A 24011-nucleotide genomic window follows, 5' to 3' on the forward strand; every position below is an offset into this window, starting at 1 on the left:
CCCCGGATGAAAATAGCCATCCTGTCACGCAATGCCAAACTGTATTCTACGCGCCGTTTAGTCGAAGCCGCCGAGCAACAAGGGCACGAAGTCAAAGTTGTTGATGTGCTGCGCTGCTATATGAACATCGCCGCCAATAATCCGATGGTCTATTACAAGGGGGAAGCGCTGGAAGGTTTTGATGCCGTCATCCCGCGTATTGGTGCCTCCGTCACCTTTTACGGGGCGGCGGTACTGCGCCAGTTTGAAATGATGGGGGTCTACCCGGCGAACGAATCGGTTGCCATTACCCGCTCACGCGACAAGTTGCGTTCCATCCAGTTATTGTCACGCAAAGGTATCGGCCTGCCCATAACCGGTTTCGCCAACAAGCCGGATGATGTCAAAAGTGTTATTAAACTGGTGGGTGGTGCGCCGCTGGTGGTCAAATTGTTGGAAGGCACGCAAGGCATCGGCGTGGTACTCGCAGAAACCGACAAGGCAGCCGAAAGCGTCATCGAAGGTTTCATGGGGTTAAAAGCCAATATTCTGGTACAGGAGTTCATCAAGGAAGCCGGTGGTGCCGACATTCGCTGCTTTGTTATCGGTGACAAGGTGGTCGCGGCGATGAAACGTCAGGGCGCACCGGGCGAATTCCGTTCCAACTTGCACCGTGGCGGCAGTGCGTCGCTGGTCAGAATTACCCCGGAAGAACGCTCCACCGCCGTGCGTGCCGCCCATATCATGGGCTTGAACGTGGCGGGTGTGGACATTCTGCGTTCCAATCACGGCCCTGTCGTGATGGAAGTCAATTCATCGCCGGGTCTGGAAGGTATTGAAGCCGCCACAGAAAAAGATGTGGCGGGCATGATCATCAAATTCATTGCCGCCCATGCTTCTCATGGCAAAACCCGCACACGAGGCAAAGGTTAATGTCGAAACGAGCCGCGAATCGAGAAGCCTTCACACTGGGGGAGCATATTATCCAACCCGGTGAAGAGCACTATATTGAGCTGCCCTTGCCGGGTCTTTACACCCATTCCCCGGTGTGTATGCCGGTACACGTGACTCATGGGCGTGCTGATGGTGCTAAATTGTTCATCAGTGCGGCCATTCACGGTGACGAGATCAATGGTGTCGAAATCATCCGCAGAGTGATCACCAGTCCCGTGCTGAAACGAATGCGTGGTACGCTGATAGCGGTTCCGGTGGTCAATGTTTATGGTTTCATCAATAAATCCCGCTACCTGCCTGATCGGCGTGACCTGAACCGCTCATTTCCCGGCTCAGAAAATGGCTCAATGGCGAGTAAGCTGGCGCATGTATTTCTGCAACAGATTGCCCGTCGTTGCCAATACGGTATTGACCTGCACACGGCAGCCATCGGACGCGACAACCTGCCACAAATACGCGGCAAGGTTTTCGACGACCCGGAACTGCTGGAGTTGGCAGCCGCATTTGATTCCCCCGTCATCCTCAATGCCGAGCTGCGCGAAGGCTCCCTGCGCCATGCGCTGACGCAGACTTCTAGCACAAAGGTATTGCTGTATGAAGCGGGTGAGGCACTGCGCTTTGACGAAATCGCCATTCGTGCCGGGGTGCGTGGCATCCTGAACATTATGCGCCATCTTGGCATGTTGTCCGGTCAGCGCCACCCCCGCAAACAATACATTGAAACGGCTGTTGCCCATTCCAGCCGCTGGGTGCGTGCTCCACAAAGTGGCATTTTGCGTTCCATCATACCCATGGGCAGCAAAGTTGAAAAAGGCACCATTATGGGCTACGTGGCTGACCCGTTTGGAGAAACCGAAAAACCTGTGATTGCGCCCACGGCGGGCATGATCATCGGCAAAACCACCTTGCCCTTGGTGCATGAAGGTGAGGCCATCTTCCATATCGCCCGCTTTGATACGCTGGATAGCGCTTCCCGCTCACTGGAAGACTTCCACAATGAACTTGAGCCATCCGAAGGGGATGATCATGTTATCTTCTGAGGCTTAAGCGCTTTACCCCAGTTGCCACTGCGTTTTGAATGTCCGGTAAAACTCAGGATCTGTGGTGGTTGCGCCGCGTAAACCCACCACGGCACTGGCAAATTGTTGAGCACGCTGCAAGGTTTGCGTCATTGCCCAACCTTTGATTTGCCCCACCAACAGCACACTGCTGAAAGCATCGCCCGCGCCGACCGTATCCACCACATGGGTAGCGCGTTCCGGCTTGATCTGCAAACGTTCCCCAGCGACTGAAATCGCCAGCGCTCCGGCAGCGCCTTGCGTCACTACCAGCCATTCCAACGGCAAAGTGTCGAACAGGTGCTGGATGCGGCTGTCCGTATCACTGGCTTGCGGCACCATTTCCGCCAGTTCATCCGCATTGATTTTGAGGAAATGTGCCCCGTTCAGCAAGGTTGCGAGATTGGCGGCATCCCACCACGGCGCTCGCAAATTAATGTCGATAAAGCGTTGCTGTGGTGCTTGCATCAACACTTGCCAAGCATGGCGGGAAACGGGTTGGCGCACGGCAAGGCTGCCGTGATACAGCAAGGTGTTGGCGGGCAAGTCAGGCAATGCTGCTGGCTGGATAAAATCCCACGCACTGTCTGGCACGATCAAATAATGCGGTTCACCGTCGTGGATGCTGACATCCACCACCCCGGTTGGATGGTCTGGGTCGGTTTGCAGGCCGGACAAGTCCATGCCGCAGTCTTGCATGGCAGTACGAATTTGTGTACCCAACGGGTCATTGCCAACGCTGGAAATGAATAACGGTTCCAGCCCGAATGCTTGTAAGTTCCAAGCTACATTGAAGGGTGCGCCACCCAGCACTGCTGTGCCATCCGGGAAACGGTCAAACAGGACTTCGCCAAAAATGACCGGGCGTAAAGGGTGTGTGGTAGTCGTATTCGTTGTCATGGTTAACCAGTATCTCCTGCTAGTAAACGTGGAAGGACAGATTTCACCGTATCCATCGGTACGGCAAAACCAATGCCCTCGGAACCACCCGACAAACTATAAATGGCGACATTGACGCCGATAACGCGCCCGCTGCTGTCGATCAGGGGAGCGCCAGAACTGCCAGGGTTGATCGCTGCATCGGTCTGGATCAGATTGCTGATACCCCCCGTTTGCGGGTCGCCAAAGTTACGCCCCACCGCAGAAATAATGCCAGTAGTGAAGCTGCGCCCAAGGTCAAAAGCATTGCCAATACTGAAAACGGTTTGTCCTACTTTCAGGTTGGCGCTGCTGCCAGTTACGGCTGGGGGCGGTAGATTTTCCAGCGAACGCAGTTTAAGCACGGCAATGTCATATTCCTTGTTAAAGCCAATGACATCTGCCTCCAGCGTGCGCTTATCCGCAAGGCTCACGGTCAGGGTCTTGTAACCCGCGATCAAATGCTGGGTGGTGATGATATGGCCTTGCTTGTCCCATAAAAAGCCGGTTCCTGAGGCAACCGTGCCGAAATCATCTTCCGGCTGGTCATCGGCCTGGATGCACACCACCGCAGGATTGCTGCGCTCGAAGATGGCAACGGTGCTGCGCTCCTCCATCTGCAAGGTGCTGCACCCTGTTAAAGACAGGCAGAGCAAAGCTATCGCAAGTAAGTGATTCTTCATCGTTATGTCGGCCTGTTTTTTTGCAAGTTGGGGTTTGTTCTAGTATGCCCGCCAGTATAAGCAACTACAGCCTGTTTTCCAACGCTGTCAGCCGGGCTGTTATCGACGGATGATAATGGGCAATACCTTCCAGAATACCCGCTGCGTAATGGCCATTCATGCCCAGAAAGCCGCCCTGTGCCAGATACAGCGCCGCTGCCGTACCTGCTTTGTTGGCAAGCTGTACAGCCTCCGCTTTTAGCTCAGGGCTGGCGTTATTGACCAGAATGGCGGGAATCGGGCTGATTAGCACGGGCAAATCATTGCCGCTATCGCCTGAAAACACCGTGTTTTCCCGCGCAAATCCCTGCTTTTCCATGAGGAATTCAATCGCATGGCGCTTGCTGGCACGTGCGGGCAGGATGTCGAGCAAACCCATATTGGCGGGTTCGTCAATGCTCCAGATCAAGCTGGCGTGGATGCCGTTGGCGGACAGGCGCATTTGCACTTCGTCCAGCACGCGCTGATGCTTGATGGCAAGGTCAAGGTAATAGCTCAGCTTGTGGGTATTTTGCTTGGCGGCTTCTTGCAAGCGCAGAGCAGGGAAATCTTGCAACAATGCTGCCAGCGCTTCCCGGTTACGTCCCGCCCAATCGGGGGCGATGTGGCTTTCCCACGCTTCCCACTGCTGCCAGTCCAGCCCGTTGCAGGCGTAAATGCTGGAACCAACATCCCCCAAGACGAAATCGGGCAGGGGCAGGTCGTAAGTGTGGATGGCTTCCCGCACCAGCCCTTGATCTCGCCCACTCACATACGCGAGGGTAATGTCGGGCAGGGCGGCGAGTGCATGAAACATTTCCCGTGCTTTGGGGGATTCCGGCTCTGCCCCGTTGGGGATCAGGGTGCGGTCAAGGTCGGTGCAAACCAGCAACCGTGCGTTCGTGTCGTTGCTCAAGCCGTTACCTCGCAAGTCTGGAAAAAGTCATAGTGTTCAATCGCTTCCAGAATACCTTCAGCATACGGTTGGGTCGCGAAGAAAATATTAACACCTTCATGCACCAGTTCGGACAGCTCTTCGTGATGGCGGTTGGCAACTACCACGCTCAATGTATTGCCGCGCATCATATCGGCATCTGCCCCAGAACCGCCCGCTGCGAGAATGCGTTCCAGCGGAATGTCACGGCGGTCGGCAAACCAGCGCAAGGCTAGCCCTTTGGAGGCACGTACCGGGATAATGTCGAGGAATTGCCCAAACGATTGCAGCACATTCACCGCTTGGCCTTCCTGATGCAACAGGCTGTTGAGGTGCTGGATGTCGGGGGCAATCTGTGGGTCAATGTAATAGCTGACCTTGAAGCGGCTTTGCTCACTTTTGGGTTGCAGCTTTAACCCTGGTAGCCCTTCGAGCACGCGGCGGATAATACGCGGGTTCCAGAGGTGGTCGATATGCCGTTCCCACGCTGTATCCGGTAGCAGGTTGGGGGCGTAGTAAATTTCCGTGCCTAAGCTGGTGATGAGCACGTCGGGCTGGGGGATACCGTGTTTTTTCATGGCTTGCAGCGCGGAATCCAGCCGTCGCCCGGTAGCAATGCCAAACAGCACGCAACTGCGGTTGGCTTGTAAGGCTGTGAGGAAGGGTTGCAGTGCTTCCGGCTTGCCCAGCAGGTTTTGGTCGAGGTCGGAAAACAAGGCGCGGTCGTGGTGCAATTGTTGGCGGCGCTTGACGGGCACTGGGGTGATGGTTTCTGTGCGGTCGATGAGTGGGTGTACGACTTGCAGGTATTTTTCCACATGGGCTTGCCAAGAATAATAGTGCTGCACACCTTGCAGGCCGTTATTGGCGAGGGTTTCCCACGCTGCTGAGCCGCTGGTCAGGACTTGCAGTAACTGGGCGGCTATATCGGCGCGGTCTAGCGGGTTAATCAGGTAGCCGTTGTGGCAGTTGCCGATAATGTCGGTTGGACCGCCGTCATCGGTGGCGACGATGGGTAAACCGCTGGCGGCGGCTTCGATCAGGGTCAGGCCGAAGGGTTCAGTCAGGGCAGGGTTGACGAATACGCCTTTGCTGAGGGCTGCCAGCCGATACAGGGCGGATACGTCGCTGGATTGGTGGTGTTTGGGGTAGGCCACTTTGCCGTACAGGTCGTATTGGTCAACCGTGAGCAGGATGTCGTTGAGAACTTCCTGCGCCCCAGTGTCGAGGTCGCGGATGTCGTCACGGTTGCCTGCAATGATGATCAGGTTGGCTTGTTGCTGAAGCTCGGGTGATTCACCGTAAGCACACACCAGTTCCGCAATGTTCTTGCGCGGGTCGGGGCGGGAAAGCGCGAGGATCATGGGTTTGTGCGGGTTGGCAAGGAAGCGTGCCAGTTCTGCTGCCATGGGGTGGCTGGCTTCATCGCCTGTCGGTGGGTGAAATTGTTGCAGGTCAGTGCCGGGGGGAATGACGCGCATGTGTTCGGGCTGGTAATGGTTGTAGAGGCCGTATTGTTCCTGCACTTCTTGCTGAGTGCTGGTAATGACACGTTCAGCAACGCCCAAGGTGGTTTCTTCGGCTTCAATACGCTGGGTGATGTTGTAACGGGTTTCGAGGGCTGCTTTGCTGTGGCCTGCTGCCAGCAATTGGCGGCGTTTGCTGCGCCCGAGTGAATGCCCGGTATGCACCAGCGGAATGCCCAGCAGGTTGGAAAGGCGTACCCCGACATAACCGGCATCCGCGTAATGGCTGTGGAGGATGTCAGGCAGGCGCGGTTGTTGCTTGAGGTATTCCAGTGCGGAATCGGCAAAGCTGTCGAGGCAATCCCACAGTTCTTCTTTGGGGAGGTAGCCCTCGCCACCGCACTCAATCCGCACAATTTGTGCCTTGGTCGACAGGGCTTCACAGGCTTGGGCGTAGTCTTGATGGACGGCTGCATCGACGACTCGGCGGGTGAGCAGGTCTACTCGTCCTACCGAGGCTTGTTCGCCGAGGGCGCGAGCCAGTTCCACGACATATTTGGTTTGCCCGCCGGTATCGGCGTCGCGCCCCAGTTCCAGGTTTTGCCCGCGAATCAGCCCGTGGATGCTGATCAGGACAATATAGGGTTGATGTTGCTTTGTTGACATGTTTGGCACTCCCTTTCCCGTTTATTCAAAATCTTAGTATCACTTTAAGTTTCCGTTATTTACGGGCGTGTAGGGTCTCTATGACATTGGCCATTTCATTTTCTACCTCCTGATCCAGCTTGATCGTATCGGAAGTTACGCCCGCCATTGGGTCGTTGTAAATGGTTTCATTGAGTTTGCCTTCGCTTTTGGCGACGACGACGGAGACCATAGAGTCGCCGGAAACATTCACGGCGGTGCGGATCATGTCCAGCAAACGGTCAACCCCGAGGATCAGGCCGATGCCTTCCACCGGCAAGCCAACTTGCACGAATACCATGGATAGCATGATCAAACCTACGCCCGGCACGCCCGCTGTACCAATGGAGGCCAAGACTGCCATGGCAATGACCACCAGATAATCCGTCAGACCCAGATGCACGGCGTAGACGTTGGCAATGAAAACGGTGGCGACGCCTTGCATGATGGCGGTGCCGTCCATATTGATGGTGGCGCCAAATGGCACGGTGAATGAGGCGACAGAATTATTCACCCCTAGGCGTTCCGTCACGGTGCGTATCGTGACGGGGATGGTGGCGTTGGAGCTGGAGGTACTAAAGGCAAATACTTGTACATTGCGCATTTTACGGATGAAATGCATCGGGCTGAGGCCGGAAAGCAGTTTCAATAACACCATCAGCGTGCCAAACAGGTGGAACATCAAGGCGGCGATCAAGACCAGTACATAACCTGCCAGTACGCTCAGTAAATCAAAACCGAGTTCTGCCATGGCCTTGGCTATCAGTGCGAAGACGGCGTAGGGGGCGGCAGCCATGACAATCGAGACCATTTTCATCATGACTTCGTTGGCAAGCTCAGCGCCTTCAATCAGGCTTTTGGCTTTTCTGCCGACCATCAGGATGCTGACACCCAGCAGGATGGCAAAGAAAATGACTTGCAGCATTTCACCGTTGGCCATCGCGGCGAAGGGATTGGTGGGGATCATGTTGGTGAGTACGTCGATTAACGCTGGGGCTTCTTTAGCACTGAAGCTGGCCGTTGCGCTGGCTTGCATCCCTTGCCCGATACCGGTAGTCGTGGCAAACAGTATGGCTGTGGCGACTGCGATGGCAGTGGTCAGGATGTAAAGCAGAAAGGATTTCATGCCAACCCTTCCTAAGATCGAAAGATTGCCGATGCCACACACGCCGCAGATCAATGAAAATAATACCAAGGGTACTACCAACATTTTAAGGGCATTGATGAACAGTTTGCCGATACCCTGAAACAGGCCATTGACGATGTATTCATTAACAAAGCTGCCCGTGCTGTTCAGGCCGCTGATATTGAGTAATAAGCCAACGGTAATGCCTGCCAGCATGGCAATGATAACTTGAAGTGTTAGGTTGGGTTTGGTGATGTTCATCTAGGCTCCCGTTTCCTCAGGTTGTGGAATAACAGAGGTTAACACATAGGGCTAGGTTAGGGGGATGTGTAGGCCGGATTATGGTGCGTAATAAGGCCAAAAATGTTACTATCTGTTTGTTTTTAGCAACGAAAAATCCTTTATGATGAAAAACTTAAGCTATGTTTGGAGTGCCTGTCTGATTGGGCTGGCAGTATTCTTGTTTCCCGTGATCAGTTTAGCCAGTGAAGGGGGGGCAGAGGTCGCACACCTGACCGGAACAGGGTTGGGCTTGACTGCTTTGATCCTGTTTGTATTTGCCTACGCTCTGGTCATAGGCGAAGAACAAATCCACATGCGCAAATCCAAACCCGTCATTGTAGCGGCGGGGATAATTTGGGTATTGGTTGCCATTGCCTATATGGGGATTGGGCAGATCGACAAGGTGGAGGAAATCCTCGATCACAATTTGCTGGAATACGGCAAGCTGATGCTGTTCCTGTTGGCGGCGATGACGTTCATCAATACGCTGGATGAACGTAATATGTTTGCGGCGTTGCGTTCGTGGCTGGTGTCGCGGGGCTTTTCGCTGTACTGGATTTTCTGGATTACGGGTGTGTTGGCGTTCTTCATTTCCCCGATTGCCGATAATCTGACCACCGCTTTGCTGATGGCGGCAGTACTGGTGGCAGTCGCTGCTGACAGACCCAAATTCGTGGCGATGGGCTGCATTAATATTGTGGTGGCGGCCAATGCAGGGGGCGCATGGAGCCCGTTTGGTGATATTACGACCTTGATGGTGTGGCAAGCCGGTCTGATCAAATTTTCTGATTTTTTTGCGTTATTTATTCCTTCGGTGCTGAACTGGTTTGTTCCAGCCTTGATCATGTCGTTCTTTATTGAGAAGGGTAAGCCTGCTGCGATTAATGCCGTAGTGGTGGTCAAAAAAGGTGGCTTTGTGGTGTTAGGCTTGTTCGTTGCGACGATTGCCATGGCGGTTGTTTTTCACAACTCGCTGCACTTGCCGCCAGTACTGGGGATGATGACCGGTTTGGGCGTGCTGAAAGTCTACGGCTGGTATTTGAAAATGTTCGATAATGACCCAAGCAATGATAACACTGACAGCAGTGTTGGTCGGTTTGATATTTTCAACCAGTTGCAGCGTGCCGAGTGGGATACGCTGATGTTTTTTTACGGGGTGATCCTGTGTGTGGGGGGGTTGGGGGCATTCGGTTATCTGGCGATGGTTTCAGAAGTGCTCTATACCGGCATGGGCGCAACCTGGGCAAACGTGATGGTCGGCATTCTGTCCGCGATTGTGGATAACATTCCGGTGATGTTTGCAGTGATCACCATGCACCCGGAAATGTCGCAGGGGCAATGGTTGTTGGTGACATTGACGGCGGGTGTGGGTGGTTCCTTACTTTCCATTGGTTCGGCGGCAGGGGTTGCGCTGATGGGGCAGGCGCGTGGTATCTACACCTTTGGCTCACACCTCAAATGGACGTGGGCGGTGGCACTGGGCTATATCGTGAGTATCTGGGCGCATTTGTGGATTAATGCTTTATTGATGTGACAGAAGAAATCCTCCCCATAAAAAAAGGCTCCCGAGGGAGCCTTTTTTCAACCGAGTTGAAAGTCGGTTTAGTGAGCGACTGCACCACCCGCACCGCGCGGGATACGTACATCTTCAACCAAGTGTTGAATATGCTCTGGTGGTTCTGGTGTGAACTTGGCCACGATGAAGGCAACAGCGAAGTTAGCCATCGCACCCACAGTACCAAACGCTTCAGGAGAAATGCCCAAGAACCAGTTGTCTGGTTTGTTTGGTGCCATTTCAGTGCCCTTGATGAAGAACCAGCCTTTGAACCAGAAAATGTACAGCAGTGTTAAGCCGATACCAGCCAACATACCTGCGATAGCACCTTGAGTGTTCATGCGCTTAGAGAAGATACCCATCATCAACACAGGGAAGATGGAGGATGCCGCTAAACCAAACGCCAAGGCCACGACTTCTGCCGCAAAGCCTGGTGGGTTCATACCCATGTAGCCTGCCACAATGATCGCGATAGTAATGGCAACACGAGAAGCCATCAGTTCGTTTTTCTCAGAAATGTTAGGCATCATGATGCCTTTCAACAAGTCATGAGAAACGGAAGAGGCGATTGCCAACAACAGGCCTGCTGCTGTAGACAGTGCCGCTGCGATACCACCGGCCGCAACCAGCGCGATAACCCAGTTAGGCAGTTTAGCGATTTCAGGGTTAGCCAGTACCATAATGTCGTTGTCGACCTTGGTGACTTCGTTACCTTTCCAACCAAAATCAGCAAACTTTTTGGTCTTCTCGTCGCTCATGTATTTAGTCATGGCTGCATCAGCGGCGGTCTTGGCTTTATCAACTTCAGCTTGCGCTGCGGTTGTATTACCAGCCTTGTCCTGTGCTTCTTTCAACGCTTTTTCAGCAGCGCCCAAGTCAGCTTGTGCTTTGCTTAATCCACCGTCGTTGTAGTACTGGATTTTGCCATCGCCGTTTTTGTCTTGGAAGGCGATCAAGCCGGTTTTTTCCCAGTTTGCCATCCATTTTGGACGTGCGTCGAATGCCAAGTTACCGTCAGCCGAGCCAACTTCACCTGTTTGAACGGTTTGCATCAAGTTCAAGCGAGCCATTGCGCCAACCGCTGGAGCGGTGGTGTATAGCAGTGCGATGAAAACCAATGCCCAACCAGCAGAAGAACGTGCATCTTTTACAGTAGCAACTGTGAAGAAACGGATGATAACGTGTGGCAGACCCGCAGTACCAATCATCAGCGTCATGGTTAACATGAAGATGTTGATCGTGCTGTCGTTTTGCATACTGTACGCTTTGAAGCCCAGATCCGTGACCACCTGATCCAGTTTGTCGAGCATGTACATGCCACTGCCGTCAGCCATCGTAGAGCCTAAGCCCAATTGTGGGATAGGGTTGCCAGTCAAGTTGAAGGAAATGAAGATAGCTGGAACGGTGTAAGCCAAGATCAAGACAACGTATTGCGCGATCTGTGTGTAGGTGATCCCTTTCATACCGCCGAAGGCAGCATAGAAGAAGACGATGATCATACCAACAACCAGACCCATTTCCATGCTAACGCCGAGGAAACGCGAGAAGGTAACGCCGACGCCTTTCATCTGGCCGATTACATAAGTCAGGGAAATAACGATCAAACAAGCAACTGCTACGACACGCGCAGTTTTGGAGTAGTAGCGATCACCCACGAACTCAGGAACGGTAAATTTACCGAATTTACGCAGGTAAGGTGCTAACAGCATTGCCATCAGTACGTAACCACCTGTCCAACCCATCAGGTAAGCAGAAGCATCGTAACCTTTAAAGGCGATGATACCCGCCATGGAGATGAAGGATGCTGCTGACATCCAGTCAGCTGCTGTGGCCATACCGTTTTGGATAGGGCCGATGCCGCCACCCGCTACGTAGAAGTCACTGGTAGAGCCAGCACGCGCCCACCAAGCAATCCCAAAGTACAGGATGAAGCTGAGGCCGACTAGTGTATAAGTCCAAATTTGAAGTTCAGTCATGTGATGCTTTCCCCTTATTCGTGAACGTCAAATTCACGGTCAATCTTGCCCATGCGCCATGCATAGAACGTGATCAAGCCGATGAAGACATAGATGGAACCCTGCTGGGCGAACCAAAAGCCAAGTTTATAACCGCCGAGGTGAATAGTATTCAGTTGATCTAACAACAAAATACCAAAACCAAACGACACAATGAACCAAATAGAAAGGCAGATCGTGAGCAGGCGAACATTCGCTGCCCAATATGCCTTTGCAGATTTATCCAACATAATTAAGACTCCTCCGTTGTTGTACAAACGCGATGAGTTTAGCCTGAATGTAAATAGAATGTAAATTGCCAGCACGGTGAATTTTATGGATTGCCTAACATTTTGTAGATTCTTGTGCAGTGTTTAAGGGGTTTAGTAGGGGATTTTAGGCATATTGACTTTTATATTGTCGACAATCCCGGTTTTTAGAGCAACTGTGTAGCAGGTGAAATCCACGCATTATACCGGTATTGTATGTGTCGCTACAAAGTACTTTGGTGACAGGATGCCATCATGGCAAGAAGCTGCACTATAATGGTGCGCTATAGTCGTGTGATAAGGTGATATTGTAGTGCATGTTTCATAAGGCTTTGAAAAAAATGTATAAATTTAATTGGCATTAAAATTGCAATGTTCTATTCATGAATAAGGTAAACGTGAATAAAAGTGATCTGTTGGATACCCTGACTGGCTCTATTGTGGTGCTGGATGCGGGGTTGCACGTTATTTACCTGAACCAGGCGGCAGAAATGCTGTTTGGGCAAAGTCAGCAACGTGCGGCGGGAATTCCCGTGGCCTTGCTGCTGCGCAGCGCTGAAGTGCTGGAACATTTGGGTTTGGCCTTGAGTTTGAGTGACCCGCAATCCCTGCGTGAGTGCGTGATTGAAGTGGCACATGGTGAGCAAATAACCATTGACTGCGTGATCAGCCCACTTGCCCTGAATGACTGGCAAAATCACCTGCTGTTGGAAGTCCATCGTGTTGACCGTAAATTACGCATCGTGCGTGAAGAGCAAGTGATTCATCAGCAACAGGCGGTACATGAATTGGTGCGCGGCATTGCCCACGAAATCAAAAATCCCCTAGGGGGCCTGCGGGGTGCGGCACAATTGCTGGAAAGTGAGCTGGACAACCCGGAGCTGAAGGAATACACCCAGATTATCATTTCCGAAGCCGACCGCCTTAAACATCTGGTGGATGGGATGCTAGGGCCTAGCCGTTTGCCCCTCACGGAAAGCGTGAATATCCATGAAGTGTTGGAACATGTCAGGCATCTGGTCAGTGCGGAAGTGCCTGCTGATGTGCGGTTTTCGCGCGATTACGACCCCAGCCTGCCGGAGTTTCAGGGCGACCGTAACCAGATGGTGCAGGTGGTGTTGAATATCGTCAACAATGCCACCCGTGCTTTGGATGGGAAGGGCATGATCGAATTGCGTACCCGCGTCTTGCGGCAGTGCACGATCCATCAAACCCGTTACCGTCATGTCTTGAAAGTCGAAATCTGTGATAACGGGCCGGGTGTGCCGGAGCATTTGCTGAACAAGATTTTCCTGCCGATGGTTAGTGGTCATTCCGAAGGCAGCGGTCTGGGCTTGGCGATTGCCCAACGGCTGGTGCGCCGCCATCATGGCCTGATCCATTGTGAGTCCGTTGCTGGGCGCACCTGTTTTTCCATTCTGATCCCGCTGGAGGATGACCATGTCGCACACTGAAAATGTCTGGGTAGCCGATGATGACCGCTCGATCCGTTGGGTATTGGAGCGCACCCTGCAAAAGGCAGACATCGCCACCCGCAGTTTCGAGACGGCGGATCAGGTGATCGCTGCCTTGCGCAGTGAACAGCCGGATGCGTTGATGACCGACATCCGAATGCCGGGTACGGATGGCTTGGTGCTGCTGGAGCGGATGCAACGGGAATATCCCACCATTCCGGTGATTATCATGACAGCACATTCCGATCTGGAAAGTGCGGTGTCAGCCTATCAGGGCGGCGCTTTTGAATACCTGCCCAAGCCTTTCGATGTCAACGAAGCGCTGGAACTGGTACGCCGTGCCTGTAAGATGCGTCGTGAGCGTGAGGGCGAAAAGCCTGCCGATCCGGTAGTGGAGTTGCTGGGGGGGCGCGACATTATTGGTCATGCCCCAGCAATGCAGGAAGTGTTCCGCGCGATTGGTCGGCTTTCCAAATCCAGCATTACTGCGCTGATTACTGGCGAGTCCGGCACGGGTAAGGAATTGGTCGCCAAGGCGCTGCATACCCACAGCCCCCGTTCCACCAAGCCTTTTATTGCGCTGAATACCGCTGCCATCCCGCGTGAATTACTGGAGTCTGAATTGTTTGGGCACGAAAAAGGTGCATTCACGGGGGCGTATGCACAACGCAAGGGACGTTTCGAGCAAGCGGATGGCGGCGCACTGTTTCTGGATGAAATCGGCGACATGCCAGCGGAATTGCAAACCCGGCTGCTGCGGGTCTTGGCAGAAGGCACGTTCTACCGTGTCGGCGGGCATACCCCGGTGAAAGTGGACGTGCGTATCATTGCCGCCACCCATCAACATTTGGAAGAGCTGGTGCATAAAGGGCAATTCCGCGAAGACTTGTTCCACCGCCTGAACGTCATCCGCATCCACAACCCGCCGTTACGCGAACGTCGCGAAGATATTCCCTTGCTGCTCAACCACTTTCTGCACCGTGCGGCGGAAGAGTTGCAGGTGGAAGTTAAAGCCCTCTCCGCTCGGGTGACCGAACACTTGCAAACCCTGCCGTGGGCTGGGAATGTGCGCCAATTGGAAAACACCTGCCGCTGGCTGACGGTAATGGCGTCCGGGCGTGAAATCGTCATGGATGATTTGCCCGCCGAATTGCTGGATAGTGACCCGGCTAAAACCGAAGTGCCAGACAACTGGGAAAAAGCGCTGGCACAGTTTGCCGATTACAAGCTCAACAAAGGCGCTACCAATCTATTGACCGAACTCAACCCAATTTTCGAGCGTATTTTGCTGCAAGCTGCGCTGAAAAAAACCGGCGGGCGCAAGATCGAAGCCGCCGATTTGTTGGGCTGGGGGCGCAATACCCTGACCCGCAAACTCAAGGAGTTGGAGGTTGAAGATCAGTAGCTGCTGCTGTCAGTCAAGGCTCACGCGGTAGACTGTCTTACGGCTGCTATAGTCATCACCAATGACAAAGTACGCGCTGCCATTGGTAATAAAGGTCTGAGTGGGCGTGGTGTCAAGGCGTAATGTCGATATGCCTGTTGTGGCATTCCAGCTATAGGTTTTGCCACCTTCACTAAATATCACCTGCCCATCACCTGCTCCATACAGTGTCGGGTCGTTGCTGGCGAGTATGCTGATACCCGTTTGGGTTTTAACCTTTAACATACCCGTTTCCTGCCAACTCACGATGCCATTACCGGCAAGGGCGTAGTTCTTTACATCAGAAGAAAGTGTGGTGGCATTACCACCGGAAATTGGTTGTACCAGCAAGGATGAGGATGGTGTTTGGGGGGAGTACTGCCTCCACGCTACCTGAATCCCGTCGGTCTTTATCGTGTTTTTGACCATGTTGTCATTTGTCAGGCGCGTTGATGTTTGGGTATCAGATGTCCAGCAGAATATGTCATAGCCTGATCCTTCCGTGAGTGCCTGATAAACAATGCTGACGATTCCATTCTGGACATTAAAATCGTAATCACCACTAATGGCAGGGGAAGGCATAATACCTTGGGTATCCGTTTGTGAATTCGTATCATAGAGCGTATACGTTCCATTATCGTTGCCCCACATGACGTAATGACCATGTACTATAAAGTTGAAAGAGTTGAGAGAACTGTTGCTGTTTGAGAGATTACGCATTGAACCGTCAGGTGACGACTGGTAGATGCATTTACTGAGGTAGTCAGCCTCGGTACACTGACCAGAAGCATAGATATAGCCATTACTGATTTGCCAGTTGTATAGAGAAATCTCACTGTTCAGGATGATTTCTTGACCAGTGGTTGTATTGCGTACCCGGAATTCCTGAGATGCGCTTGAATACAATACGTTATCCCCTTCAGCCGCGAGTAACTGGCTGTTGGAATCAATAGTAAAGAGGGGTTGGTAGGCGGGGGTTGAGGTGACAATCACTTTGTATGACATAGTGGTCACGCCATCGGTGCTGTCCTTGGCTTGTACTGTTAAGTTATAAGTGCCCACCTTTATGCCACTCAGATCCAACGTTTGTGCAAATTGTTGATCGCTGGTTTGCATGAATGTGTAGTCACCAAGGCTGGCAGTGACCGTTACTACATCCTTCTTGTCAGTGGTATAATTGCCAGCGATAAGCAGTGTGCCATTGGCAAAGATGTTATCGGTTGAAGGTGATGAAATATTGACTATTGGGGGGTTGGATATGGTAAAGGGGACGGTAAGGCTTTTGCTGTTGCCCGCCGTATCCGTCATGGTCAGCAGCACGCTGTGATCGCCGGAACCGGCGGTCATGGCATCCAGATAAAAGCGAAAAGAATTTTTTACACCAAAAACACGAAAACAATTCTGCCCTGTGCATCCGTTGGGTTCAGCCAGAGAGCTAGCCGGATTGCCGTCAAACGATGCCTCAACCTTGGCAACACCGTATTTTGAACTTGCGAATACCCCGACACCAATAGTTCCTGTTACACCGTTAATCTCCGCACTGATTGTCAAATTGCCATCTGCAACCGTGATATTGCGGCGTATTTCTGCGTAAGTGCCATCCGCTAGCTGGATCTTGGCTAATATCAAGTATGTGCCATTTTTTTCATCAGTAGTCTTCCAGGTAGTATCCGTGCCAACACCAATCAGGCGAAGGTTTGAATACCAAGAGACTGACGGGTACGGAAAATGATTGCTGAGTGAAAGTTTTACCGCGCCCGATACTGGTTCGCTCTGATCCATAAGGATTTCGGGCAAGGTCGCAGGATCGCTACTGCCACTATCAGGTTGGGTGTTTTCTGTTTGAGTATTTCCAGGGGTTTCTACAGCGGGTGTAGCGGAGTCAGGTGTCACCGTTGTTACTCCACCGCCGCCGCAAGCAGAGAGGTGGAAGGCGATCAGCAGGACGGCAGGGAAAGCAATAATATTGCGCCGCACTTGCTTATTTATGCTGATGCGAAGTTTCTGGTTAAACCTGAATACTGTACTTAACAAATACATTTGATGTCCCCAATAATATTTGCGGATTACCGCATGATACCCACTGTCACCTGTCTATAGCTTTACTCGATAAGGTGTTTTCTGTCTTGCCCGTTATGGTTCATAAATATCAGTAATGAGCCTGCTTCATTGAGCTAACGTATAATATAAACAAATAAATGGTGATTGAATGTGACTGTGAACACATGAGTAAAATATTTGCCAGGGGCTAACAGTGAGGGATTTTAAGGCGTTGAAGGACGTTTAAGCATGGCCTGATTTTTGGGTACAGCGTCTTCAAAACCACAAAAAGCCCCAGAACAGGCTTGCATGTGTACCAGTTTATCGGTCAGGTAACGGCTTTCAAAGCCAGCATAACGCAAGGTCAGTGCATCCAGCATGGCGATGTCGACGGTTTCAAAGGCCATGCCGTCGAGCACTTTGCGGGTGACATAACCCCGTGCTGAGTCCCACGCATTGAAATAGGTACGGAAGCGGTCTTGCTTGTAAAAATCAGCTTCCTTGAAATACGCTGCGACATCGCCGGGGATATGGTCGCCAAAGGCGACGACAATGGTGCGTTCTGGCAGCTTCTTGAGTTGCGCAAGGAAGTTCTCATAGGCTGTGACCGAGAGTTTCAGGCGTTCGTTATAGTCCAGCATGATGGAACATTGTTTGGCGGATAAGCTTGGTTTACAGCGACGGACATCCGGTGTCATGTCTTTGTCATGTGGGGAATGCTGGCGCATGGTGGCGATGAAGGTAAATAACGGTTGCTCGTTGAGCTTGAGCTGTTTGAGGGCTTCATCGAAAAAGATTTCGTCAGGCAGCTTGTTCCAACGGCGTTTATTGCATTCTGGCATGGCTTTGCAGTCAATGAAGTCCTGAATGCCGAGTTGTTCGTGGAAGCGTTGCCCGCCATAAAAGCGCCCGGCAATCGGGTAAATGGTTTTGGTTTTGTAGCCTTGGTGTGCCAGTTGTTGGGCAATTCTGCCATCCAGCCGTCCGGGGGCGAACAGGTTGATCGACTTCCAGCCATTGCCGTACAGCGGTGGGGCAACGCCGTGCAGAAAAGCGATTTCCTGTACCCACGTCGAGCCGCCAGCGGTATACACCTTCAGCGGGTAGGCATCCTGAAAGAACTCACCTTGCGGCTTGAAACCCAGCACTTGTTCCGGCTGGAAAGTGGATTCTTCCAGAATCACAATGATATTGGGCTTTTTGTCTGGGGTTTCGGTGAAGGCTTCGGCTTTCTGGTCGGCTTTGAAGCAGCAATAGCTGGTTTCGTGCGGTTGGGTGGGTTCTTCCAGTTGGGTGCGCCAGATGCTTTGCACCAAAACTGGCAAGGTTTGTTTGTACTGCGCCGTCCATTGCAGGTCGACGTAAAACACGGGCAGATTCAAGACGCTGAACAGCGTGGCACTGCTGGCAAAGCCCAAGGCAAAGTGCTTGCGCCCCAGCATTGTGGTCGGTGCTTCCAGCCAGAAACTGACCATCAGCAACAGCAAGTAGCCGCTGACCAGCAAGGTAGGCAGCAAGCCCATTTCCAGCAAGGTTTCGGCGCTCAGGGCAGCAATCACCAAATCGGGGGCAAGCAGTTGTGAGCCGAGAAATTGGTATTTGATGCCTGCGCCGATCCACAACCCGCCGAGTATCACCGAGGTAATACCAGCCGCAGACCACGGGCGGCGTGATAACCACAACACACCACTGAACAATAGTGCCCAAATGATGATGATGTACAGACGGTTATAAGCGAAACCCCACGCTCCCGCATTGCCTCTGTCAGCAAACAGTATGTACACCATGCACAGGGTGGCTGGCATGGCAATTACGGGGGAAATAAGGCTTCGCCTGAATGACAACATGATTATTCCGAGCAGATAAAGGATAGAGGCAGAATAACCAGTTTGTCATCAAATTGTCATATTAGTTGCAGCTCATGGGTTTTATTGTTGCAGGGCATTTTCCAGTGCCTGACGTAGCGGGCGACGTTGACCGGCGGGTTGGTCGTTGCGCTGGTCGAGTGCGAGTTCCCAGATGATGACGCCACCCAGCCCTTGCTGACGGGCAAAGTCGATCTTGGCCTGAATGGCGCGGGCATCATTGAAGTTGCAGAACATGTCTTGTGCCGGATCAGCCGCATCCACACTAAACCACGCCATTTGCGCCACATCATCCCATTGGTAATCGGTGGGGATGAGGTTTTGCTGATGCATGTCCGCAAAGCTACGTTTGAAATACTGCGGTGGCTTGAGCCAGGATTCGCGCGGGCGGGTGACGCCTTGCCCACTGGCGGTTTCGCCGCCTTGCCAACAAGCCACGTCAAAGCTGATGCCGATGCCCAGTTTACGGCGCGGTACGCCTGCTGCCAGAAAATCGTTTACCCAATTTTCAACCGAAGGCACTTGGTGGCTGTAACCGGGGAACACCAGCCCAGCATTGTGCAGGGCGCTGTCGAACCACGGAATCCAGCCTTCATAAGGTTGTGCCATGTCGTAGCTCATCAGGTTGATCTGGTCGAACTTGTCGGCGAGGGACGCCATGATGTAGCGGTCGCGGCTGCTAATGGCCGTGGTCAGCAGCGGTGGGCGTCCCAGCAAGGCGCTGGTGCGGGTTTGCAAGGCTTTGTGCAGCTCGGTGATAAACGCGGTGAAGTCGGGGTTATCTTGGTTTTCATCCAGCGTGACGGGTTCCATGTCGATGTCTACGCCGTCATAGCCGTCTGCATCCAGCATTTGCAGGATATTGCGGATAAAGGTTTGTTGCACACGCGGGCTGATGGCGGGGCTGAACTGTTCGTGTTGCCCGGTAATCACCAGCAGGATAGGGCGTTGGTGTTCGTGGGCAAGTTTTACCGCAAGGCGGCGGCTGTCGGGTTGGTAGCTGTTGGTATTCACATCCAGCGAGCCATCCGCGCTGGGGGTGGCGGAAGCGTGGGTGATGTGGGTCAGCATGGTGTAATCGGCTTCATCCATAAAGGCGATTTCCCGCCCATTGTGGTGATAGGCGGGCAGGTAGCCCGTTACCCACGGGTGGGCGTTGTAGTGTGGTGCTTCTGTCGGGTGGCGTCGGGTGTTCGCATACCATAAGCCGAGGATCAGCAAGACGGCGAGTAGGACAGCGAGCATGATGATCAGCCGACGCGGTGGGATGTGCATGTCAAAATGAGGTTTCAAAGCCAGTGTTTCCTGCCTAGGGCGATGTGGTGATTATAAAGTACGCTGAAAAAACGGGTACTTTCTAATAGTCGTTTCAGTCGGAATAAGCGCGGTTCGGTCAGAAACCGCCAGACCCCTTCAAGGCCAGCTTTTTGCACAAAGCGCGGGGCGCGGATGGCCTGCCCGGATACGAAGTCGAATGTGCCGCCGCATCCTACCACCAAACGCACCTGCTGTTGCCGCAGAAAGTCGAGGTGGTCATTGATCCAGTATTCCTGTTTGATAGCACCAAAGCCGACAAACAGAAAATCCGGCTTGAACTGGCGGATTGTTTCGAGGATGAGCTGGTCATGCTCAGGGATGAAAGGATACGTTTCATAAAGCGGCGAATACCCCTCTACCCGGATGCCGTACTGTTTCCTGATATTCGCAACTGCCACGGCGTTTGAGGTGCTGTTACCACCCAGTAGAAACAGACTTTTATGGTGTAGTTGGGCGTATTCACAGGCATCGTAAATCAGGTCAGAACCACTGATTTTACTGAAATGTTGTCGCCGGTTCAGCATACGGGCAAATAGATAGGGAATTTGACCATCAAACGTGGCGTAGTTGGCGTTGATTATGTTCATAAACTTCAGGTTGTGGTTGGCCTTGACGATAAACTCAGCGTTCACAGTGACAATAAAACGGGTTTCTTCCTCTTCGGTGAAGAGTTGCTTGTTTTCAAGGCAAGAAAAATTAATTCCACAAAAATTTACAGGTATCATGTGATTTTCCTTTCATCAGGAGATTTTTTTGGCGAAGATGTTATCCATTAGCTAGTGCTATATATGCCATGTTGACCAGCATCGGCTGGCTGATTCCAGCATTATGGCCCAACCACTTTTTGCGGGGGTTTGTTCAGGCGCAGGCATCCTGACTTGCGGTGGGCTGAAAAAAGTTGCATCGAATTTGCGTAAACTCGCCGTTGCCCAGCGGCGCAACCAGAAAGATTTCATTTTCATTTTCCGCCTAAGCCAATTTTTGGATGTAGAAAGATCCCGGATCGTTGACATCGCTCAGGAATGGGCATTTCTCCTTGAGTTTGCTGAAGTGGTTGTGATGCAGGTAGTTGACGGCTGCCAGCACTTTCCAGCTTTGGTTGCAGGAAAGGAATGCTTCCAGCAGGTATTGTTCATTCCACAGGCGCACTTCGTCCGTGATCCACTCGCTGGGGTAGTCACGTGGTGAAAAAATGTCGTGGATATGCACCATGACGCCATTGTTCAGGGAAGGTAGTAGGTCAAGGTATTCAAACAGCACATCACCTTGCGGACGGATCATGTGGGAGGAGTCAATGAATAGCAGATCACCTGCCTCCAACTGCTGGAACAGGGTTTTGCCCAGTTTTTCTACCCGTTGTCTGACGACGGTGACGCCAGTTTTGTCCAGCCACGGCATTTCGTAAGGTTCGACGCAGAGGTGCTTGCAATGGTAAGTCGGGTCTTCCTCTTGATTCTTTTTGATGGCTTGGATTGCCATGAGGGTGGAATTGCCGCTACCGATCTCAAAAATTCTGGCGGGCTTTTTCAGGCGGATCAGGTTGTATAGGAATTCAGCATCACCTGCTTTTCTGATTGTTTTTAAAAAATAAGCGGCTGGATAAACAGCAAAAAAAATAGCCATATCAACGAATCGTAATACGCCTTCAATAGCTTTTTTCATGATAACACTCGCTAATCAGTTGATTTTTCTAATAAGTACATGAACATAAGCTTCCGTGAATTTAATGGCTTTTAATTCAAAAGGTTAGCTTAAGGTAATGTACGAAAACGTCCGCTCAGTTACTTAAAAAGATAATAACCTCACTGCTGAAGTATAATCATAAAAATACTTTTTATGTTGATATTTGTTGTTATTTTTTACATATATTAAATAATTTTTCTTATCATTGATGGCATGAGAATTTATCAAATAGGCTGAGACTATGCAATATTTTTCATATTTATGAATTTTTGGAAATTCCCGTAGGGAGAGTGTTGATCATAATTACAGCATCTGATTAATTATTTATTAATCAATTTGTTGATGTTTTTTACTTTGTAAGCGAATCCTGTCGATTTACTTGATTTATGTGAAGTTCCATGGGAATTCCAAAAATCCATATTTATAGATGGTGTTTAATTCTTGTTAAAAAATTAGACTATCCTATTTTTTAATGGTAGTTGTTTTTTTAAAATGTAATATAATATTTTTTTATGATTTTTTGCGAATAGTCATATAAAAAACAAACAATTGCCATTTAAAATTTTGTGTCTAAAAAAAGACAATTGTGGCTTGAATATTACAGAAGATAGCCTATGCTTATTTAGTCCCCAGCGGGGGATGAGTGTCGATAAGTGAAATATTAGGAGTATTTAAGTTATGAAAAGGATTGCAACACTTTCCGCTATGTTGGTTTTTGCCAGTGCTTCCGCATTTGCTACCGAAGTTGATATTGATATGCTGGTACATGATGTTGAAATTTACCAGGCACAAGATGGTACTGATTTGACACAACGTGCCGTCATTTCACACGTTAATGATCAATTTGATGGTCGGGCAAAAATCTATGTCCATAATTCCAAAATCTATCAGAAACAAAAAGGGCAAAATGGCACTCAGTCAGCAACTATTGCAACTATTTGTGATTGTGATACGACCAATGCTAAATAACGCTTAAGTGTTGTGCCTCTGTCTTTTGACAGGGGCATTTTAGTAAGACAGTATAATATAAAAACAGGTTTTTTTATTAGAGAGGGATGTGCCATGAAATATTTTTCCATACAGCTCACATTGTTTTCAGTGTTAGCGATGCTCGCTAGCCAAGCATCAGCGCTGCCTGACAGTAGCGCCCCCCCTTCCATGATGGATATGTCATCAAAATTTGCAAAAAATCGCGCAAAATTAAGGGCTTATCAAGTAGATTACCGAAGTTCAGGCACGGATATTGACCCCTTTGCGGTAGGTGCGCTGGGTACTGATGGTTGTAATCTCAATGTGGGTAATGTCGTGCTAGATGGTACCACAGGCGTGCCAAACGATATTACTGTATTTGTACAGGGTGATATTATGCAGTCTAATAACTGTCGTTAACCAGATAGTCTATCTGAGTTATTACAATCTCTCCCTTTAGGCTGGGGGAGTGGATTCTTATTTTCAAAAAATAAAAAATTCTGGAGTGCAATGGCCTATTATGAACAAAACAAAGCGCTTTGCTTTAAGTATTATTGCTTCATTCATTTTGAATGGCTGTGTGAGTCTGGATTCAAAACTGGAAAGTGAGTTCGCAGAAATAAAACAAGGGCCACGTGGTGCGCCCTATAAAAGTATTACTGACTTTTCGGCTTCACTGCGTTGTATGGATGACTTAATGCTGTCAAAGAATGTCAGTAACATTCCTGTGATGATTGAGGATGTTGAAGATAAGACTGATGCCATTAAAATGGGTGTTAGGGACATGCTGATTTCTGCCGTTTCCGAAATGACATTTAAGAGTCATGGTATTAAACTCATTTTGTACGGGAAAGATTCGGGTAATCTTATTTCTTTTTTAAAGGCGGCGAACAATAATAAAGTTTATGAATCAGTGCCACTGTATGATATTCAAGGATCTATTAGTCAATTCGATAAAGGTGTGATAAGTGCCGATGCAAGTGTCGGTTTATTTGCACGTCGTGATGGCGGTTTTGGTGCTGCTCGGGGTTCTTCCTTAAGTGTTGTTGCGCTGGATTTAAATGTCGTGAAGACAGCCGATATGAGTGTCGTACCAGGTGTTTCATCGAAAAACTCGGTAGCCATCTTTCAGAGAGGCGACTCACTGGATGCGGATGCCAGCATTAGCAAGTTCGGTGTCTATTTCGATATTAACCTGAACCGTAATGAGGGGCAGGCACAGGCGGTACGCTCACTGGTGGAGCTGGCGGCGGTTGAGATCGTGGGTAAGCTGACTCGCGTGTCTTATGAGCAATGCTTGAAATAGTGTGTGCAGGTATCACAAAAACGCCCCTTTGATG

20 protein-coding genes are annotated in these 24011 nt (G+C 50.9%); 8 read left to right on the top strand and 12 right to left on the bottom strand.

What is annotated here, in order from left to right; translation table 11 throughout:
• The first annotated feature begins 6 nt into the window (after nt 1–6).
• On the top strand, nt 7–912 hold the full coding sequence (rimK, locus tag J9253_RS00745) for a 30S ribosomal protein S6--L-glutamate ligase (RefSeq protein ID WP_210222859.1): 906 nt from the start codon (nt 7–9) through the stop codon (nt 910–912).
• Nucleotides 912–1973 carry a succinylglutamate desuccinylase/aspartoacylase family protein gene (locus tag J9253_RS00750; RefSeq protein ID WP_210222860.1) on the top strand — a complete coding sequence of 354 codons (1062 nt, stop codon included), beginning with the start codon at nt 912–914 and terminating at the stop codon, nt 1971–1973. The genes rimK and J9253_RS00750 overlap by 1 nt, the downstream gene beginning before the upstream one ends.
• Before the next feature lie 12 nt (nt 1974–1985).
• On the opposite strand, the gene J9253_RS00755 is transcribed toward J9253_RS00750, so the two are convergent.
• The 5 genes from J9253_RS00755 to J9253_RS00775 form a co-directional block, all read right to left on the bottom strand.
• The gene (locus J9253_RS00755) at nt 1986–2891 is read right to left on the bottom strand and encodes a carbohydrate kinase family protein (RefSeq protein ID WP_210222861.1); all 906 of its coding nucleotides are present in this window, start codon (nt 2889–2891) and stop codon (nt 1986–1988) included.
• 2 nt (nt 2892–2893) lie between these two features.
• Nucleotides 2894–3592 (bottom strand): S1C family serine protease, encoded by a 699-nt coding sequence (locus tag J9253_RS00760; RefSeq protein ID WP_210222862.1) that lies wholly within the window; start codon nt 3590–3592, stop codon nt 2894–2896.
• Nucleotides 3593–3656: 64 nt separating this feature from the next.
• The gene (locus J9253_RS00765; RefSeq protein WP_210222863.1) at nt 3657–4526 is read right to left on the bottom strand and encodes an HAD-IIB family hydrolase; all 870 of its coding nucleotides are present in this window, start codon (nt 4524–4526) and stop codon (nt 3657–3659) included.
• On the bottom strand, nt 4523–6676 hold the full coding sequence (locus tag J9253_RS00770) for an HAD family hydrolase (RefSeq protein WP_210222864.1): 2154 nt from the start codon (nt 6674–6676) through the stop codon (nt 4523–4525). Before J9253_RS00770 ends, J9253_RS00765 begins: the two co-directional genes overlap by 4 nt.
• Nucleotides 6677–6731: 55 nt before the next feature.
• Entirely contained in the window at nt 6732–8081 is a 1350-nt protein-coding gene (locus J9253_RS00775) for a dicarboxylate/amino acid:cation symporter (RefSeq protein ID WP_210222865.1), read from the bottom strand.
• 145 nt (nt 8082–8226) lie between these two features.
• On the opposite strand from J9253_RS00775, the gene nhaD reads away from it, so the two are divergent.
• Complete coding sequence (gene nhaD / locus J9253_RS00780) at nt 8227–9636, top strand: sodium:proton antiporter NhaD (protein ID WP_210224488.1); 1410 nt, start codon at nt 8227–8229, stop codon at nt 9634–9636.
• A gap of 68 nt (nt 9637–9704) precedes the next feature.
• On the opposite strand, the gene J9253_RS00785 is transcribed toward nhaD, so the two are convergent.
• Both J9253_RS00785 and J9253_RS00790 read right to left on the bottom strand, forming a co-directional pair.
• Entirely contained in the window at nt 9705–11633 is a 1929-nt protein-coding gene (locus J9253_RS00785; RefSeq protein WP_210222866.1) for a sodium:solute symporter family protein, read from the bottom strand.
• Nucleotides 11634–11647: 14 nt separating this feature from the next.
• On the bottom strand, nt 11648–11902 hold the full coding sequence (locus J9253_RS00790; protein ID WP_210222867.1) for a DUF4212 domain-containing protein: 255 nt from the start codon (nt 11900–11902) through the stop codon (nt 11648–11650).
• A gap of 416 nt (nt 11903–12318) precedes the next feature.
• On the opposite strand from J9253_RS00790, the gene glnL reads away from it, so the two are divergent.
• Both glnL and ntrC read left to right on the top strand, forming a co-directional pair.
• A complete protein-coding gene (gene glnL / locus J9253_RS00795; protein WP_228291459.1) occupies nt 12319–13374 on the top strand; it encodes a nitrogen regulation protein NR(II) in 1056 nt (351 codons plus the stop codon).
• A complete protein-coding gene (ntrC, locus tag J9253_RS00800) occupies nt 13361–14779 on the top strand; it encodes a nitrogen regulation protein NR(I) (protein ID WP_210222869.1) in 1419 nt (472 codons plus the stop codon). Before glnL ends, ntrC begins: the two co-directional genes overlap by 14 nt.
• 9 nt (nt 14780–14788) lie before the next feature.
• On the opposite strand, the gene J9253_RS00805 is transcribed toward ntrC, so the two are convergent.
• From J9253_RS00805 to J9253_RS00825, 5 genes are all read right to left on the bottom strand, one after another.
• Nucleotides 14789–16837, bottom strand: coding sequence for a hypothetical protein (locus J9253_RS00805; RefSeq protein ID WP_210222870.1), 2049 nt, complete (start codon nt 16835–16837; stop codon nt 14789–14791).
• 224 nt (nt 16838–17061) lie between these two features.
• The gene (locus J9253_RS00810; RefSeq protein WP_210222871.1) at nt 17062–18642 is read right to left on the bottom strand and encodes a sulfatase-like hydrolase/transferase; all 1581 of its coding nucleotides are present in this window, start codon (nt 18640–18642) and stop codon (nt 17062–17064) included.
• 123 nt (nt 18643–18765) lie between these two features.
• The gene (locus J9253_RS00815; protein WP_210222872.1) at nt 18766–19995 is read right to left on the bottom strand and encodes a glycoside hydrolase family 18 protein; all 1230 of its coding nucleotides are present in this window, start codon (nt 19993–19995) and stop codon (nt 18766–18768) included.
• Complete coding sequence (locus tag J9253_RS00820) at nt 19992–20744, bottom strand: WecB/TagA/CpsF family glycosyltransferase (protein ID WP_210222873.1); 753 nt, start codon at nt 20742–20744, stop codon at nt 19992–19994. Before J9253_RS00820 ends, J9253_RS00815 begins: the two co-directional genes overlap by 4 nt.
• Nucleotides 20745–20988: 244 nt before the next feature.
• Entirely contained in the window at nt 20989–21681 is a 693-nt protein-coding gene (locus tag J9253_RS00825; protein WP_210222874.1) for a class I SAM-dependent methyltransferase, read from the bottom strand.
• A 699-nt stretch (nt 21682–22380) separates the two neighbouring features.
• On the opposite strand from J9253_RS00825, the gene J9253_RS00830 reads away from it, so the two are divergent.
• From J9253_RS00830 to J9253_RS00840, 3 genes are all read left to right on the top strand, one after another.
• On the top strand, nt 22381–22671 hold the full coding sequence (locus tag J9253_RS00830; RefSeq protein ID WP_210222875.1) for a hypothetical protein: 291 nt from the start codon (nt 22381–22383) through the stop codon (nt 22669–22671).
• A 93-nt stretch (nt 22672–22764) separates the two neighbouring features.
• Complete coding sequence (locus J9253_RS00835) at nt 22765–23091, top strand: hypothetical protein (RefSeq protein ID WP_210222876.1); 327 nt, start codon at nt 22765–22767, stop codon at nt 23089–23091.
• Nucleotides 23092–23191: 100 nt separating this feature from the next.
• Entirely contained in the window at nt 23192–23977 is a 786-nt protein-coding gene (locus tag J9253_RS00840) for a hypothetical protein (protein WP_210222877.1), read from the top strand.
• Nucleotides 23978–24011 lie beyond the last annotated feature (34 nt).

It is taken from the genome of Thiothrix litoralis (assembly GCF_017901135.1).
Classification (GTDB): domain Bacteria; phylum Pseudomonadota; class Gammaproteobacteria; order Thiotrichales; family Thiotrichaceae; genus Thiothrix; species Thiothrix litoralis.